This window comes from Alteromonas sp. V450 (assembly GCF_001885075.1).
Classification (GTDB): Bacteria; Pseudomonadota; Gammaproteobacteria; order Enterobacterales; family Alteromonadaceae; genus Alteromonas.
The window spans coordinates 3,435,505-3,450,604 of sequence record NZ_MODU01000004.1; the positions used below are offsets into that span (position 1 = coordinate 3,435,505).

12 protein-coding genes, 1 tRNA gene and 1 pseudogene are annotated in these 15,100 nt (G+C 44.3%); 6 read left to right on the forward strand and 8 right to left on the reverse strand.

The genetic code is table 11. From position 1 onward, the window contains the following. Nucleotides 1-40 precede the first annotated feature (40 nt). Nucleotides 41-2,056 (forward strand): DNA helicase Rep, encoded by a 2,016-nt coding sequence (gene rep, locus BK026_RS15140; RefSeq protein WP_071816593.1) that lies wholly within the window; start codon nt 41-43, stop codon nt 2,054-2,056. Nucleotides 2,057-2,109: 53 nt separating this feature from the next. On the opposite strand, the pseudogene BK026_RS15145 reads toward rep, so the two are convergent. Beyond that, a pseudogene (locus BK026_RS15145) lies at nt 2,110-4,648 on the reverse strand (putative bifunctional diguanylate cyclase/phosphodiesterase). A gap of 101 nt (nt 4,649-4,749) precedes the next feature. Further along, complete coding sequence (locus BK026_RS15150; RefSeq protein ID WP_071816594.1) at nt 4,750-5,157, reverse strand: cytochrome c5 family protein; 408 nt, start codon at nt 5,155-5,157, stop codon at nt 4,750-4,752. 255 nt (nt 5,158-5,412) lie between these two features. Here BK026_RS15150 and BK026_RS15155 point away from each other — a divergent pair. Then, nucleotides 5,413-5,489: transfer RNA gene (locus BK026_RS15155), tRNA-Arg, on the forward strand. A 79-nt stretch (nt 5,490-5,568) separates the two neighbouring features. Here the strand turns inward: BK026_RS15155 and BK026_RS15160 are convergent. From BK026_RS15160 to BK026_RS15170, 3 genes are all read right to left on the reverse strand, one after another. After that, on the reverse strand, nt 5,569-7,494 hold the full coding sequence (locus BK026_RS15160) for a DUF262 domain-containing protein (RefSeq protein WP_071816595.1): 1,926 nt from the start codon (nt 7,492-7,494) through the stop codon (nt 5,569-5,571). Beyond that, nucleotides 7,491-8,816 carry a DUF262 domain-containing protein gene (locus BK026_RS15165; protein ID WP_071816596.1) on the reverse strand — a complete coding sequence of 442 codons (1,326 nt, stop codon included), beginning with the start codon at nt 8,814-8,816 and terminating at the stop codon, nt 7,491-7,493. Before BK026_RS15165 ends, BK026_RS15160 begins: the two co-directional genes overlap by 4 nt. A 144-nt stretch (nt 8,817-8,960) precedes the next feature. Further along, nucleotides 8,961-9,251, reverse strand: coding sequence for a helix-turn-helix domain-containing protein (locus BK026_RS15170; RefSeq protein ID WP_071816597.1), 291 nt, complete (start codon nt 9,249-9,251; stop codon nt 8,961-8,963). Between the two features lie 291 nt (nt 9,252-9,542). On the opposite strand from BK026_RS15170, the gene nhaC reads away from it, so the two are divergent. Further along, nucleotides 9,543-10,949, forward strand: coding sequence for a Na+/H+ antiporter NhaC (nhaC, locus tag BK026_RS15175; protein ID WP_071816598.1), 1,407 nt, complete (start codon nt 9,543-9,545; stop codon nt 10,947-10,949). Continuing rightward, nucleotides 10,946-11,626 carry a hypothetical protein gene (locus tag BK026_RS15180; RefSeq protein ID WP_071816599.1) on the forward strand — a complete coding sequence of 227 codons (681 nt, stop codon included), beginning with the start codon at nt 10,946-10,948 and terminating at the stop codon, nt 11,624-11,626. Before nhaC ends, BK026_RS15180 begins: the two co-directional genes overlap by 4 nt. A 265-nt stretch (nt 11,627-11,891) precedes the next feature. On the opposite strand, the gene BK026_RS15185 is transcribed toward BK026_RS15180, so the two are convergent. The 3 genes from BK026_RS15185 to BK026_RS15195 form a co-directional block, all read right to left on the reverse strand. Continuing rightward, nucleotides 11,892-12,311 (reverse strand): YeeE/YedE family protein, encoded by a 420-nt coding sequence (locus BK026_RS15185; protein WP_071816600.1) that lies wholly within the window; start codon nt 12,309-12,311, stop codon nt 11,892-11,894. A gap of 20 nt (nt 12,312-12,331) precedes the next feature. Beyond that, nucleotides 12,332-12,760 (reverse strand): YeeE/YedE family protein, encoded by a 429-nt coding sequence (locus tag BK026_RS15190; RefSeq protein WP_071816601.1) that lies wholly within the window; start codon nt 12,758-12,760, stop codon nt 12,332-12,334. 87 nt (nt 12,761-12,847) lie between these two features. Continuing rightward, a complete protein-coding gene (locus tag BK026_RS15195; RefSeq protein WP_071816602.1) occupies nt 12,848-13,300 on the reverse strand; it encodes an Rrf2 family transcriptional regulator in 453 nt (150 codons plus the stop codon). A 130-nt stretch (nt 13,301-13,430) separates the two neighbouring features. Here BK026_RS15195 and BK026_RS15200 point away from each other — a divergent pair, with 130 nt between their 5' ends. Continuing rightward, nucleotides 13,431-14,231 (forward strand): sulfite exporter TauE/SafE family protein, encoded by an 801-nt coding sequence (locus BK026_RS15200; RefSeq protein WP_071816603.1) that lies wholly within the window; start codon nt 13,431-13,433, stop codon nt 14,229-14,231. A gap of 8 nt (nt 14,232-14,239) precedes the next feature. After that, nucleotides 14,240-15,094: an MBL fold metallo-hydrolase gene (locus BK026_RS15205; protein ID WP_071816604.1), complete on the forward strand. Its 855-nt coding sequence runs from the start codon at nt 14,240-14,242 to the stop codon at nt 15,092-15,094. The last annotated feature ends 6 nt before the right edge of the window (nt 15,095-15,100 follow it).

Sequence of the window (15,100 nt, forward strand, 5' to 3'; positions counted from 1 at the left end):
ACTGTGTCGCGCCCAAAATGTACGTTGTTTTAGGTATTAAATGAAACTAAATGAAGCTCAAGAATCTGCCGTTACCTATGTGTCTGGCCCATGTTTGGTGCTGGCAGGGGCGGGCAGTGGTAAAACCCGTGTAATTACCAACAAAATTGCTCATTTAGTTAGAAACTGCGATATGCCAGCGCGCTATATTGCAGCGGTTACCTTCACCAACAAAGCCGCACGTGAAATGAAAGAACGTGTTGCGCAAACCTTGGGTAAGCCAGAAGCACGCGGGTTAAAAGTGTCAACCTTCCACACCATGGGCTTAACCATTATTAAAGCTCATGTAAAAGACTTAGGCCTAAAGCCGGGCTTCTCGTTATTTGACGATAAAGACTCATTCGCGTTGCTTAACGATTTGACGTCCGACACCCTCGATGGCGATAAAGATCAGCTTCAGCTTTTACAAAGCTGCATCTCGAACTGGAAAAACGATCTTATCTTGCCTGATGCTTTATTAAAATCAGCAACCAGCACGGGTGAGAGAGAGTTTGCAGAAGCCTACAAGCGTTACCAAGACAACCTTAAGGCATATAACGCGCTAGACTTCGACGACCTAATTTTATTACCTACATTACTTTTAAAAAGTAGCGAAGCAATAAGAGCCAAATGGCAGAGCAAAATTCGCTATTTGCTGGTGGATGAGTACCAAGATACCAATACCAGTCAGTACGAGTTGGTAAAGCTATTAGTAGGTGAGCGTGCGCGCTTTACTGTGGTGGGCGACGATGACCAGTCTATCTATTCATGGCGTGGCGCTAAGCCGCAGAATTTGCACCTGTTACAGCAAGACTTTCCGCGCTTAAACGTCATTAAGCTACAGCAAAATTACCGCTCGTCAGGCCGTATTCTGCATTGCGCGAATATTCTTATTCAGAACAATCCGCATTTGTTCGATAAAACCCTGTTCTCAGAGCTGCAGTACGGCGAGCCGCTAAAAGTGATAGAGGCGAAGAACGAAGAGCATGAAGGTGAGCGCGTGGTGGCAGAACTGCTGGCGCACAAGTTCATGAACCGCACCCAGTTTAAAGACTACGCCATTTTGTATCGCGGGAATCACCAAAGTCGTATTTTTGAAAAGCTGTTAATGAGTAACCGCATTCCGTACAAAATCAGCGGCGGTATGTCGTTCTTTGGTCGTGCTGAAGTGAAAGACATTATGGCGTATTTAAGGTTGTTGGTGAACCAAGACGACGATAACGCTTTGCTTCGCATTATTAACACGCCAGGGCGCGGTATAGGCCGCGCTACGCTGGAAAAACTGGGTAACTTTGCAAATAGCTTGGGCGTGTCTATGTTCGAAGCGGCGACGCACCCTAACTTAAATAGCGTGCTGCCCGACAAAGCCTTTCATTCGGTTTCTACCTTTGCCCGTTGGGTGGTTGAGTTGTCGGACAATGCAGAGCGTGGCAACACTGCCGATGCAGTGCGCACCATGATCCGCACCATGGGTTATGAAGAATGGCTGTATGAAACCAGCGCCAGCCCTAAAGCTGCTGAAATGGCCATGGCCAACGTAAGTACCTTGTTCGGTTGGGTTAACGATATGCTGGAAGGCAATGACCTAGACCAACCCATGACATTAACCGAAGTGGTGAACCGTCTGATATTGCGTGACATGATGGAGCGCGGCGAAGACGACGGGGAAGGGGACCAAGTACAGTTAATGACGCTGCATGCCTCAAAAGGTTTGGAATTTCCTATTGTATTCTTAGTGGGCATGGAAGAAGGCCTATTGCCACACCAAAGCAGCATTGACGAAGATAACGTAGAAGAAGAGCGCCGACTTGCTTACGTGGGTATTACGCGTGCTCAGCGAGAGCTTGTTTTCAGCCTTGCTAAAGAGCGCAGGCAGTTCGGTGAAGTCATTAATCCAGAGCCCAGCCGCTTTTTATTTGAATTGCCGGCTGATGACGTACAGTGGGAAAACCAAAAGCCAAAAGTAACCAAAGAAGAGCGTCAGCAAAAGGCGCAGGTTGGTATTGCTAACCTTAGGGGGATTTTGGGTAAAAAGTAAAAGCGATAGGCAGCGGCCGAGCCGCTATTTGGCGGTGGCTAACTCGTGCTTTGCTAGCTGGCCAGCTGCGCCATATCGAGCACTTTGGCGTGTTTTAAAATCTTGCCTTGCGCATAGCAACATTCTATTTCAGATAACGCGTCTAGTTGCGCCTGAGAATCTACGCCTTCGGCAATGACTTGAAACTTCAAATGTTCAGATATAAGCATGACCGATTGAATGAGCTTCAGGTTGCGCTGCGAACGAGGCAGTGACTTTACAAACCGATGGTCTATTTTTATAAAGTCGAAGGGGTAAGCAAACAAATAACTGAGCGAGGCAAGCCCGCTACCAAAGTTATCTAAAACCAAAGTAACACCTGCGCGCTTGAGTTTTTTAATAGCAGGTAAAATAAACTGTGAACGACGGTTAAGATCGTTTTCATCAAATTCAAAAACAAGCTGTTTAGGCTGAACGCCAGCGTCTTGTATCACTGAAATCATCTGATTGACCATTGATGCCTGTAGCAGATGATTAATCGACACATTTACCGCAATTTTACTGATGGGCTCGTCAGTTGATTGATAATGATTAATCAACTCGCACGCTTTGTGTAATTGAAAAAGGTCTAAATCAAGCGTTAAGCCGCTGTGTTCCGCAACTTGTCTGAACTGTTCTCTGGCAATTTTTCCAAAGGCAGGGTGAGACCATCGAATATACATTTCGCAATATAAAATACTGCTATTACGCACATCGACCACGGGCTGTAAAAAATAATCAAACGCCTCGTCTCTGAGTGCGTGCCTGAACTCGTTTTCTAATTCAAGCTCTTCAATTAGGCGATCGCGCATGCTTTTATCGAACATCACAAATCTGCCGCGGCCGAGCGTTTTCGCCTGATACATTGCCGCATCGGCGTCGCGCAACACTTCATCGGCACTTCGATAGTAGCTTTCTAGATGAGCAATCCCGACGCTTGCGCCAGAGTACATCTCGCGGCCGTCGAGTAAAAATGGCTCAGAAATCGATTCAATTATGCGGTTTGCGACTTCTTCAACATCACTTTCATCTTCAAAGTTATCGAGTAACACCACAAATTCATCACCGCCTAAACGGGCTAACAGGTCATGGCCTCGAATACAAAGTGCGATACGTCGAGAGACCTCTACAAGAAACTCGTCGCCGGCATGATGACCCAGCGTGTCGTTAATTACCTTAAACCGGTCTAGGTCGATAAACAAAACAGCAAACAGGTTTTCGCCATAGCGTTGTTTACTCGCTATGGCCAATTCAAGACGACTGGTAAACATACTTCGGTTAGGAAGGTCCGTGAGCGAGTCGTGATGCGCGTCGTGAATAAGCTTTAATTCTATTTCTTTACGCTCTTCAATCTGCTGTTTTAAAAACTTGTTGGCGCGATCGAGCTCTGCTGTGCGCTCTTTAACCCGCTCTTCAAGCTGTATGTTATAGCGCTGCATTGACTCGGTGTTGCGTTTACGCTCCATGGCCACTGCTATATGGTGCGATACAAAGCGCAGTAACTCTTGGTCGCGATTGGTGTATTTGGCATGCTTCCCATAAGTTTGCACAGCAATAACACCGGCTATCTCGCCATCAACAATTAGCGGTGAGCCAAGCCAAGAGTTGGCGCTATTTAGCATAGTTTGCGCCACTGAAACGTCTAAATCACCAGACTCAGCAAGCTCCAGCACCCGTGGTGGGTTAATAAGTTCTGCTTGCCCCGTGCGAAGCACGAATTCCGTAAGCCCAAGCCCTAGCGGTCGCGATTCGACGGTTTCTTGCTCCGTATCGCTAAAATAAGGAAACGAGAGGCTTTCCTGTTGCTTATCTAAAATGGCGATGTAGCAGTTGGGAGCGCTGATTAGGCGCGCCAAAATTTCATGAAGGCTAGAATAAAAAACATTCATGTCTCCTTCTAGATTTGCAGCCAGTTCAGATATTTCAAAAAGCGCATGTTGCAGCGACTCAACTTTTTGACGTTCTAGAATTTCTTCCTGTAAGTCATCATTGGTTTTGCGAAGCTGGCGGGTGCGTTCTCGAATAGTACGTTCAGTGAGTTCGCGATTCTTAACCCTATCAACGGTAGTAACGATATGTTGAGAAACAAACAGCAAAACCTCTAAGTCTTCCTGACTATAGTGAATGCCTTCGTCGTAAGTTTGCACCACCATGGCGCCAATTACTACCAAATTCATTCGCCAAACGTTCTTCATCGTCTCGCTTGTAAAACAAATGATTGCCGGTTTTTAAAATATAACCGGTCATGCCATCCATAAGTTTTTCGGCAGGAAGCTGTTTAACTGTCTTTTCATCGAATTCGTCCACAAAATAAGCGAAGTCGACTACGTGATTTTCGGGTTCGTAAAAGGCAACGAAGAAGTTGTCAGCATTCATGAACTCAGCAATGATTTCGTGAATGGCAGAATAGAGGCGGTTGAGCTGGCTTACAGAACTGGCAAGTTCAGAAATGTCAAAAAGCGCCTTCTGAACACGTTCAGCGCGCTTATATTTTTCAGTGAGTTGTTGAAGCTGCGGAATAAGTTCGCGCAGTTCCTCTTCTGTCAACTCAAGTTGCGTTGAATCTAATGACATTCCGTTCGCCAGTATAAAGAGCGTTTTCTCAACACATAACTTAACCGAATATGCTGGAAAACGCTACTTTTTCAAGCAACTAGTTACTTTTCTGAAGGTAATTAAATACCTTCAATCATGTACTCGATTGCTGCTTTTATTTCGTCGTCAGTACAATTACCGCATGTACCACGTGCAGGCATGGCGTTGATGCCGTTTAGCGCGTTTTGCCAAACACCGTCAAGACCACGCTCGTCCAATCGAGGCTGCCAATCTGCTGCGTTTTGCAGTTTAGGTGCACCAAGCACACCTGCTGAGTGACACGCTACACAAGCAGAGTTATAAACGTCTTCACCAGACTTTGCACCACCTGCCGCTGCGGCGCTGCCTTCGGCCGCTGCACCCGCTACGTGAACTTTACCTACTGGCTTAATACGTTCGGCAATTTCATCGTTACTCATTTCTTGTGCTTGTGCTGCAAAAACGGTTAGCGCAGTAGCAGCAACAGTTAACCAAGTCTTTAATTTCACATCTGTCTCCAGGCAATGATGAATTTGTTTAAAATATAACTGGCCAGATTATAACGGTAAATTGGTACTGGACAACTATTTGAGGCCAATTACCTATAAAAAGTAAGGATTTTTAATATCAAACAAAGGCCTATTAAATAGAATTTAATAAATCAGTTGAAGGTAGCCCGCGCCCTAAGTATTATTACGCCCCGTTTGCAGTATGCGCTTATTAGCGTATTGTCATGTATGCAAACGCAGCGTTGTTTATACAATCCGCCCTTAGCTCAGCTGGATAGAGCGCGGCCCTCCGGAGGCCGAGGTCAGAGGTTCGAATCCTCTAGGGCGGGCCATTTTCTCTTCTTTTCATCTGTACGTAGAGTTAGTACACCTAGAACAGCGACTTACTACATTAAAACTTGTTTAAGCGCATTATTGATTAAGCAAAATCTTTATCATCTCAGCTTCATGCTTAACGATGTTTTTGTGCCCTTGTTCCCCAGGCTCTGCACCCCATTCGTTATATTTCATCATAATCGCTTGTTTTAAGCTTTCAGCACGATTGTTCTGTTGATAAAACTTTGCCTTATCTAACGGTGAGTAATTGCTAAGCTTTGAGTTACTGCTCGGTGAGATCAAGCATAGGTTTCCAAAACGATCAACATCCTTCATTTTTTTCGCACCAAACGGATTGGTTTGGGGGAAATAATGCTCAACAGAGGTCCTAAAAGAGAACTGGAACTCGGAAAAATGCTTACCAAGGTCTTCACTTCTAATACCATCTACTGACTCACCAGCCGAAAGCCTACGCCAAATAAGATAGTCCAATCGGTTAAAAATAAAATTCTGTACTCCGGTTCCTTGGTGCAAAACGCCGGGTTGATCTTCGTTAAACGCCAAATTTTTTCCGTTGGTGATTTCGTTAAAATACCGGTCGCTTAACCTTTCAAGTTCAGCTAAATATACTGCACCATTAAGCGCGAAATTCTTTTGCTTTACCGTGTTTTTATTGATGATATCCAATGCGTCGTTGAGCCAGCGTTTATAGACTAAGGCGGGGTTCGATACATGAAACATGGATAATATCATGCGAATTTTTTCATTGTGCTCACTGCCAAAGGTATTTGTATACACAGGATTAAAGCTTTTGCCGCTTTTATTAGCGTTAAGCCTTGCCAAACTCCATTTACGCTTATCATCGCTTTGGTTAGGTTTAATTATGTAGCTATCAAATAGAATGCGGTACTTGAGTAATTCATAAACAAAGTCTTTAGCTTCGACCTTTAAGCCATTGTCCTTAGAAATAAACGCATCAATCAATCTCTTATCATCTAACGAAACGCCCTCACATGGCTTCATCAGTTTTAGAACATGAAGTAAAAAGTTTGAAAAATCGATTATCGTACCGAAGCGCTCTTCCTTTTCCCGCTCGTCGTCATTGCTGTTAATGGTTAGGGCTTTGTCGTCGATAATTTCCAGAAGCGTCATTGCATCTTGCTTTTGTACCCTGCTATTGTGCTTTTCTTTAATGGCATCAAAGCTTATTGGCATCGCTTGCCAATCATCGCCGAATATTGTTTTGCGTAAATCTGATTGAAAACCCATTTGGGTATAACGCTTCATATTCGAGCATGCGTCCCAGATTACAGAAAAGCAGTTTCTTTCTTCGTCATTACCGAGCGTAGCCATGAATTTCGCTTTTAAAACTTCATGCTTCTCCAGCTGTTCGCCACGGTTGTTCATGATCTCAAAGTAGTGATTGAGGTCGGTTTGTGGTGGAACAACAACTTTTAGTACGATGACGTTATCCAATAGATACTCAAAAAACAGCTGAGTTTTAGCTGCTACATCAAGCCCTTTCGTTTTGAAGTAACGCTGTACAATGTTGAAGGCTGCGTGGATGGTGGGTTCTTCAGACTCTCCATTAGTTATACCGTTATAAATATCATCTAGCGCTCGGGTTGATTTGGGGCGACTATCAAAGGACAGATTAAGATCTAATTCCTGTAATTTATCCACCCCCAGTACATTCCGATGTTTTAGATATGCCAATAAGATAGACAGCGTAGTATGTCTTTGCTGTCCATCGATGGTTTCGTACACTACTTTGGTCTGCTGGGCGATAGTTGTACGTTCGTAAACAACAAGACTACCTAAATAATACTTTGCTTGTTTTGCTGCAGTAGTTTCATCTACTTCAGTAATAAGCCCTGCTGCGTCACTAATATCTTGAATAAGCTGCTCAATCTCTGGTGCGCCCCAGGCATAGTTCCGCTGATAAATAGGGATGATGTATTGGGTGTTGCTATTAAAAAGTTCTCGTACAGATAGCTGCGTTACTTGATTATGTTTACTCAATGTGAACTTCCAAATGTCATTGCTTTAATAGATGCTTGCACGTCCATGGCATTCGTGAATTTAGGCTCTTGGATATAACGAGGCTGATAATTCAATACTTGTTGAGAATGAATTGCTTTACTGATGGCTCTTAATAGGCCACTACGAGCTTTAGCGTGATTGTCTACCGACTCTATACCGATACGCTGTAACTCAAGACGTAACGAATAGCTCCAGCAAAAACATATTTGTGCTACTTTTTCTAACTCCACATCACCAAACTTGTCGTAGTAGTACATAACCGAACATAGAAATAGATTTTTAACGTAAACATCCCCTTTGCGGAAACAACCAGGGTATTTGGTATGCTGATTTAGGAACGAATTAAGCAGCGCCTTTTCCCCAACAAATAGCTTTGAATGCATTGCTATGTAATGCTGGACATACTCAAAAAAGCGTTTGCCGTTGATTATCACTTGATCCACTTGAAACGGGTAATTTTTAGTTTGCCTGTCCCATTTACGCGCAATATCAGTATTGAAGCTTTCAACTGCATAGTTAAGGGCAAGTATTGCATCCGCATAAACGTACTGCGTCTTGTCTAAATTAATACCCTTGAATACATCAATATTGTGCCGACTAAACTGGATGCCATAGTCACCATCAATCCAGCGACGCATTCGGAACAAGAATTCGCCCATAATCGTGTGTAGATTCGCTGAATTATCGTCAGGATTTATACCTTTCTCCCATAAGCTAACGTGATGCAGCCGTTCGCTTTGTTCGCTAGAGTCCATCATTTCGCGCAGGTGGAAAGCTTTTAGTAGATCATGAGGAGCTAGTGCCTTACCACGCGCATTTTGTGAGTCGAAGAATTGGAATGCTTCACTTAAATCGTCCAATGTCACTTGAATAAGCTCACACTTATTAAGAACGAAATTCAGTAGTTCTTGTCTTTCAATTCCAGAAAGACTTCCAACCCGTTTAGCGATGATCTGCGCATTACATTTGAGGTTTTCAATACTAACGGATGACTCAAATTTGTGTTCGAGAAGAGGAGAGGAAATGAGTTTCCCTGATTCGTTTAAAATAGTACAAAGCAGCGACAAGGTCAGAAGACGCTGTTGGCCATCAACTATGTTGAGAACATCGTTGTCTTTATCTTGATGCAGCACCACCGTACCTAAACGGTAGCAAGGTTTAATGCGGTGATGAAATATGTCGTCAATCAACTGGTTGACATGTTTCGGCTGCCACTTATAAGCGCGTTGGTAATTGGGGATCGCAAGTTTTTGCGCCAGTAAATGTGAAATGGTTTGCGGAGTGCTCAACACAATTGCCATGACTAGACCACCTGCTCAAAATAATCATCCCTTTGCAGGTAGCGTTGTCTAAATCGAAATTTCCGCATATTCGTTTTCGGGTCTATTTTAACAACGTCACATAGTATTGGCTCATTTTCGAGCCCATCAATAGAGACATAAGTCCTAGAAGTCATTAGGTAATTCCTTTTCTGCGCGTGAGCTTTTCCTCAACGGGTTATCGCTTACAAACTCGTACTCTTTTTCGATGGCTTCAATAAGAGGATCAAGCACTTCGAGTTGTTTTAATATTGTAAGCAAGGTATCCGAATTTATGCCTTTTCCTCGCTCTAATCTACTAACAGTATTTTTACTGGTCCCGGCTCTAAGCGCTAACTCTTCTTGATCCATGGAAACAGCTCTCGCTTGCTTTACGAGGTTGCCAAGCAGTTTTTTCGTATATTCAACTTTACCCATAAAACACCAAATATAGCGATTTGCGACGTAATTCTTTGATTATGGCGCTTTACTATGACGTGTCAATTAAATAGCCATAAATGGTGTTTAGAGTGTTAAAGTGTCATTTATGGTGTTTTATGAGAATGGTTACCCTTCATTTTCCTCTGTTAGGCAGCACTAATTGACTGAAAGGGCCATTACTTTCTTAAGCACTAAGCGCATCCCAAACGTATGCAACGTTAAAGTTGATCCAACACATCGCAAAGTCGTTATACTAAAATTCAGTACTTCACTTTTAAGCGTACCCACGTGTCAGTAACATCGCCTCAGGTTTTACGTAGCCCCAGTTTTGCTCAGTCACTGCTTTGTTTTAGCGTTATTGTGGCACTAATAGCGGGTGGGTTGTTTGGCCTTGGTATTAGCCTGCACGCGCTTATATTTTTGTGTTTACTGTGGGCCGGTATTAACGCCTTTAGTTTGGGGTACTCGTATCTGCAAATTCGAGAGTTAATGACCAGTGCATTAACTCGGGCTATGCCGGCAATCTATATCTTTATCCTTATAGGTATGGTTATCGCCAGCTTTATGCAAAGCGGCACTATCTCAACGCTTATTTACTACGGATTAAGTTGGCTAAGCCCAAGCATATTTTTAGCGGTGGGGTTAATTTTGTGTGCGGTAATGTCGGTGGCTACAGGTACATCGTGGGGTACGGTAGGCACAATGGGTGTGGTGCTAATGGGTATTGGCACTGCCATGAACATTCCCCTACCTATTGTGGCGGCCATGGTAGTATGCGGCGCAACGTTTGGCGATAAAATGTCACCGGTTTCTGATACCACCAACCTTGCGGCCATGAGTGCAGGCACCAACCTTTATCGGCACATGTACGCCATGTTGCTCACTACGTTGCCTAGCTTTCTTGTCACCTTCATCATTTTCCTGGTAATAGGTGTTAGTTATGCAAGCCAGAATTTAAATGTTGAACAGATAATTGAAATTAAAGCCGCGCTTGCCAGCCACTATAACCTTGCACCCTACATAACACTGTTACCTCTAGTATTGCTTACAGTATTAAGCATTAAAAAAGTGCCGGCTGAAGTGACCATGTCGTGCAGTATTCTGCTTGCCGTTATCATCGCTATTTTCTACCAAGGCACCAACACTATTAGCGTGCTTAACGCGCTGTGGGAAAACACACCACAAAATACGGGCATCGAGAATTTAGATGCGCTTTTAGGTAGGGGCGGCATCAGCAGTATGAGTTGGACGTTGCTCCTCGCCTTAATGGCAATAGCATTAGGCGGCATATTGCACGGCGCTGGTTTTTTAGCGGTTTTGCTGGCAGGCGTTATTGAACGTGTAAAGCGCACGGCAACCTTAATTGCAGTAACTATAGCATCGGGGTTTTTAGGTAATGTGGCCATGGGCGAGGCTTACATTTCGATTATTTTAAATTGCCAACTGTTTAAACCAAAATATGAACAGCAGCACCTTGACCCTGCCGTGCTATCAAGGTCGGTAGAAGAGGGGGCAACCATGACCACGGGGCTTATTCCTTGGACAACCGCCGGTGCGTTTTATTCTGCAACACTTGGTGTTGAGGTTCTCGACTATGCGCCCTATGCGTTTTTTAACTATTTGAATGGCGTTATTGCGGTAGCCATGGCCGCATTAGGGGTAGGTTTGTTGAAAGGGAAGGGGGCTAAACGTTGAACCGGATCGGCTTACTAAAATGGCTTTTAATCTGCGTTTTATTAGTTAGCGGTATCGGTTTTTTCGCGTTTATTGAAAAGGCTGATACACAAAGTGATGCTCAAACATCGGCGCTTAATAAAAAGCGAGCGCGATTAATTTCACAAGCAGTATGTAGTTTGTTGAAGGAAAAAGATGAAACCCGTTCGGTAAACATGTTAGCGAATGTATTACGCAAAGCTTTTTCTTCTGAACCATCACAGTTAGCCTTGGAACAGCAAGTTAGTCAATGTGAGCTAGCGCTTGATGAAAGAGAGATGGCGCTGCTTACTACGCTATTTATGACGCTACCTTTAGATAAAGAAAGCGCGCTGTTATTGCACAACTTTGCCCTACAGAAAAATACAGCATTAGAGCTAACAGAAGCGTTGAAAGCTGACGCTGCTGGCACATTTAATGTTTACCATCTTGATGAGATAAAACAGCTTCTGGCTTTTTCTGTGACAACAGAAAAAAGGCGTATCTATGTTGCTGTGAACTTGTCTTATGATACCCATGAAATGCCCCTTCCATTGGGCTTTATGGCTTCAACAAAAGTTAAGCTTTGGAAAAGCGATGCGGGTGAATTAAGCGAGTTTGTGACGCAAGGCTCGTTAAGTATTGCTGCATTTTCAACAGCTCTCGTTATTCTTGAATAGCGACGGTTGAAGCGGCCTTTTAGAGTGGCGTAGTCACATAGCGCTATAACAAGGTAAATAGGGGAGTGAGCGTCACCGCAAGCAGCTTTTACATGCTATATCCACAAACGGATAAAGCAGGAATAACCCTTGGCAGGAGACAATGTAAGTCTCATCTCCTACCAAGAAAGGGGCATACAGCAACAGGCATTTGCAAACCAAAACAACGCTTTATGGTTAAGTGAACCAACAGTTTATGTACGAATTTAAAAGGCGCATTGACCTATTAAGCCGCCTTGGGCTTCAACCAATGCTGGGCCAGCATGCCAACAATCATGGCACTTACAAACAACAGCACATCAGTTTGAAGCGAGGCGATCGCCACTACTGCAGGGCCTGGGCAAAAACCGCTTATTCCCCAGCCAATGCCAAACGCAATAGCACCAAAAATGAGCTTCGCGTCGATAGTGTTACTGGTTGGTATATCAAACTTATCGGCAAACAAAGGCTTGTTGCGCTTACGCACCCAGTACATACCTGGCGCAGCCACTAAAATAGCGCCGCCCATAACAAATGCTAAGGTGGCATCCCAATTGGCGCTAAGGTCTAAAAAGTTCAGTACACGGGCTGGGTTGCTCATACCTGACACAATAAGGCCAAAGCCAAACAGAAGCCCGCAAACCAGCGAGGCAATAATTGATTTCATTGTATATTCTCCTCGATTACTTACAGGTGTCTGATGACGGTGGTGGTAACTACTGCGGCAGCCATAAACGTTAGTGTTGCCACAATAGAGCGAGGCGACAACCGAGAAAGACCAGCAACGCCATGGCCAGATGTACACCCCGAACCAAGGCGTGTACCAAAGCCCACCAGTAAGCCTGCTACTATCAACCAAGCCGAGCTCATTTGGGGTTGTATGTGTAATTCGCCAACAAACATTATGTAAAGCACGGCAGATAGAATAATGCCCCCTATAAAAGCCAGTCTCCAATAACGCTCTACGCCTTGCTGCGTCATGGCGCCGGCAGCAATACCTGAAATGCCTGCAATACGGCCTAACGTATAAAGCAAAAGTACCACTGATAAGCCGATAAGCAGCCCGCCTGCCAAACCGGCTAACGGTTCAAACGGTGTTGTAGTCCAGTTTTCCAATTTTCTCTCCTCAACCTTGTGAAAAGCGCTGTTTAAATTACGTTTTCACTAAGCAACAACATACAAACAAAGGCGCTTTAAGTACGCCTATTCCACTTCAATAAAATCGATAGCAAGGTGCATGGCCAATGCGCCTTCTCGGTCTTTCACCAAATCATGAAGGGTAAACTGGTCAAGCTCGCTTATAAATTTATCAGCAGCATTGTGCAAAATTGACTTCAATCGACATGCTGGCGAAATAACACACTTATTCGTTGGCGACGCAAAGCACTCTGCTAGTGCCACGTCTTCCACCGTTAACCGAAACACATCACCAAGATTTATTTCTTCTGCGTTCTTTGCCAATGTAATGCCACCTCCACGCCCCTTCATGGCTGTGATGTAGCCCGCATCAATAAGCAGCGACACTACTTTTTTTAAGTGATTGAACGACACAAAGTAGGCATCGGCTATCTCGCTTGTCTTCACAAGATGGTTTTTTCGCAGTGCCATATAAATCAAAGCGCGAAACGCTAGGTTAGTAAACGTATTGATTTTCATGGAATTTGTCATAAACGCGTAGTTCGATATTTTCAAATATTACAGCAGCACGAAAATTAAATATATATTTGAGATGTACATTAATATTCATTTTGTTCTATCATATAACAAAATGAAATAAGGTGTCGATATGATTTTTATTGGCTACATGACTGCCGTGCTAATGGGAATGGTGTTAGGTGTAATTGGCGCAGGGGGCTCTATCCTTACCGTGCCTATTCTGGTTTATCTAATGGGTGTTTCACCAAGCGTTGCGACTGGCTATTCGTTGCTTCTTGTGGGTACTACCGCGGCGTTCGGTGCAATAAAGTACTTTCGAGAAGGCTTAATTAACGTAAAAACATCGTTGCTGTTTGCCATCCCCTCTGTTGTGGCCGTTTTTCTGTCGCGGGCTTACTTAATGCCGGCTATTCCCGATACCCTTGCTTTTCAAACGCTAACTGTAGATAAGGAACTTGGCATTATGGTGCTGTTTGCCACGCTTATGTTGGCCTCGGCTGGCATGATGCTGAAAAAGGCTTACAGCAAATCGGCAACGGCACCTGAAGTTATTGAACGCAAACAACCCAACATTGGGCTGATAGTTATTGAAGGCGCCGTAGTTGGTGTAGTCACCGGCATTCTTGGCGCAGGTGGGGGCTTTCTTATTATACCGGCATTGGTGCTAATGCTAGGCATGCCAATGCAAAACGCGGTGGGTGCATCTTTATTTATCATCGCTTTAAAGTCTTTGCTTGGCTTCATCGGCGATTTACAAACAGGCATTCAACTAGAGATGCCTTTACTGCCACTTATGCTGTTGGCCACCTTTGTTGGCATGGCCATCTCCACAAAAATAGCGGGAAAGCTAGACGGTGTAGCGCTGCAGAAATGCTTTGCGTTTTTCACCCTGGTTATTGCTGTTTTCATCATTACCAAAGAGCTTCTGTAGGAACCCCCATGAATGTTGAAACATTTTATGATGATCAAACCTCTACGTTTACCTATGTGCTATTCGACCCCATCGCTAAAGAAAGTGCGGTAATCGACTCGGTTACTGATTTCGATATCTTTTCAGGTCGCACATCCACGCAAAGTGTCGATAAGGTTATCGACTTTATCAACCAAAATGGGCTTAAGAATAAGTGGATTTTAGAAACCCACGTGCATGCCGATCACATTACTGCGGCGCACCACTTAAAATCTAAAATTGGCGGCAAAATTGGTATTGGCTCAGGCATTAAAACCGTGCTAGATACCTGGCTTGATGTATTTGAAACGTCAAACGATACCCCTCGCGATGGTAGTCAATTCGACGTATTGTTTGAAGAAGGTGATACATTTAGCATCGGCGCATTTACAGTAAAAGTATGGCATACGCCGGGGCATACCCCTGCATGTGCCAGCTTCTTGGTTGACGGAAAAATATTTGTTGGCGACACCATGTTTGCCCCTCATTTAGGCACAGCGCGGTGCGACTTCCCAGGTGGTAGCGCCCAGCAGCTTTACCATACTATTCAGCGCTTTTTCACACTTCCTAACGATACAACGGTTTACCTTGGTCACGACTACCCTAAGCAGGGCGAGTTGCCAGTATCAACGGTGACTATTGAACAAGCGAAAGAGACCAACGCGCAGATACGCCCTGACGTAACCCTTCGAGAATATGTGCAAAAGCGCGAGGCGAGAGACGCCACGCTTGCCGTACCCAAATTATTATTACCCGCAATTCAGGCAAACCTGCGCAACGGGCAGTTTGGCGCGCCCTCTGAAGGTGGTAAGCAGTTCATTAAAATTCCTGTGAATGCGATATAAAGGAGC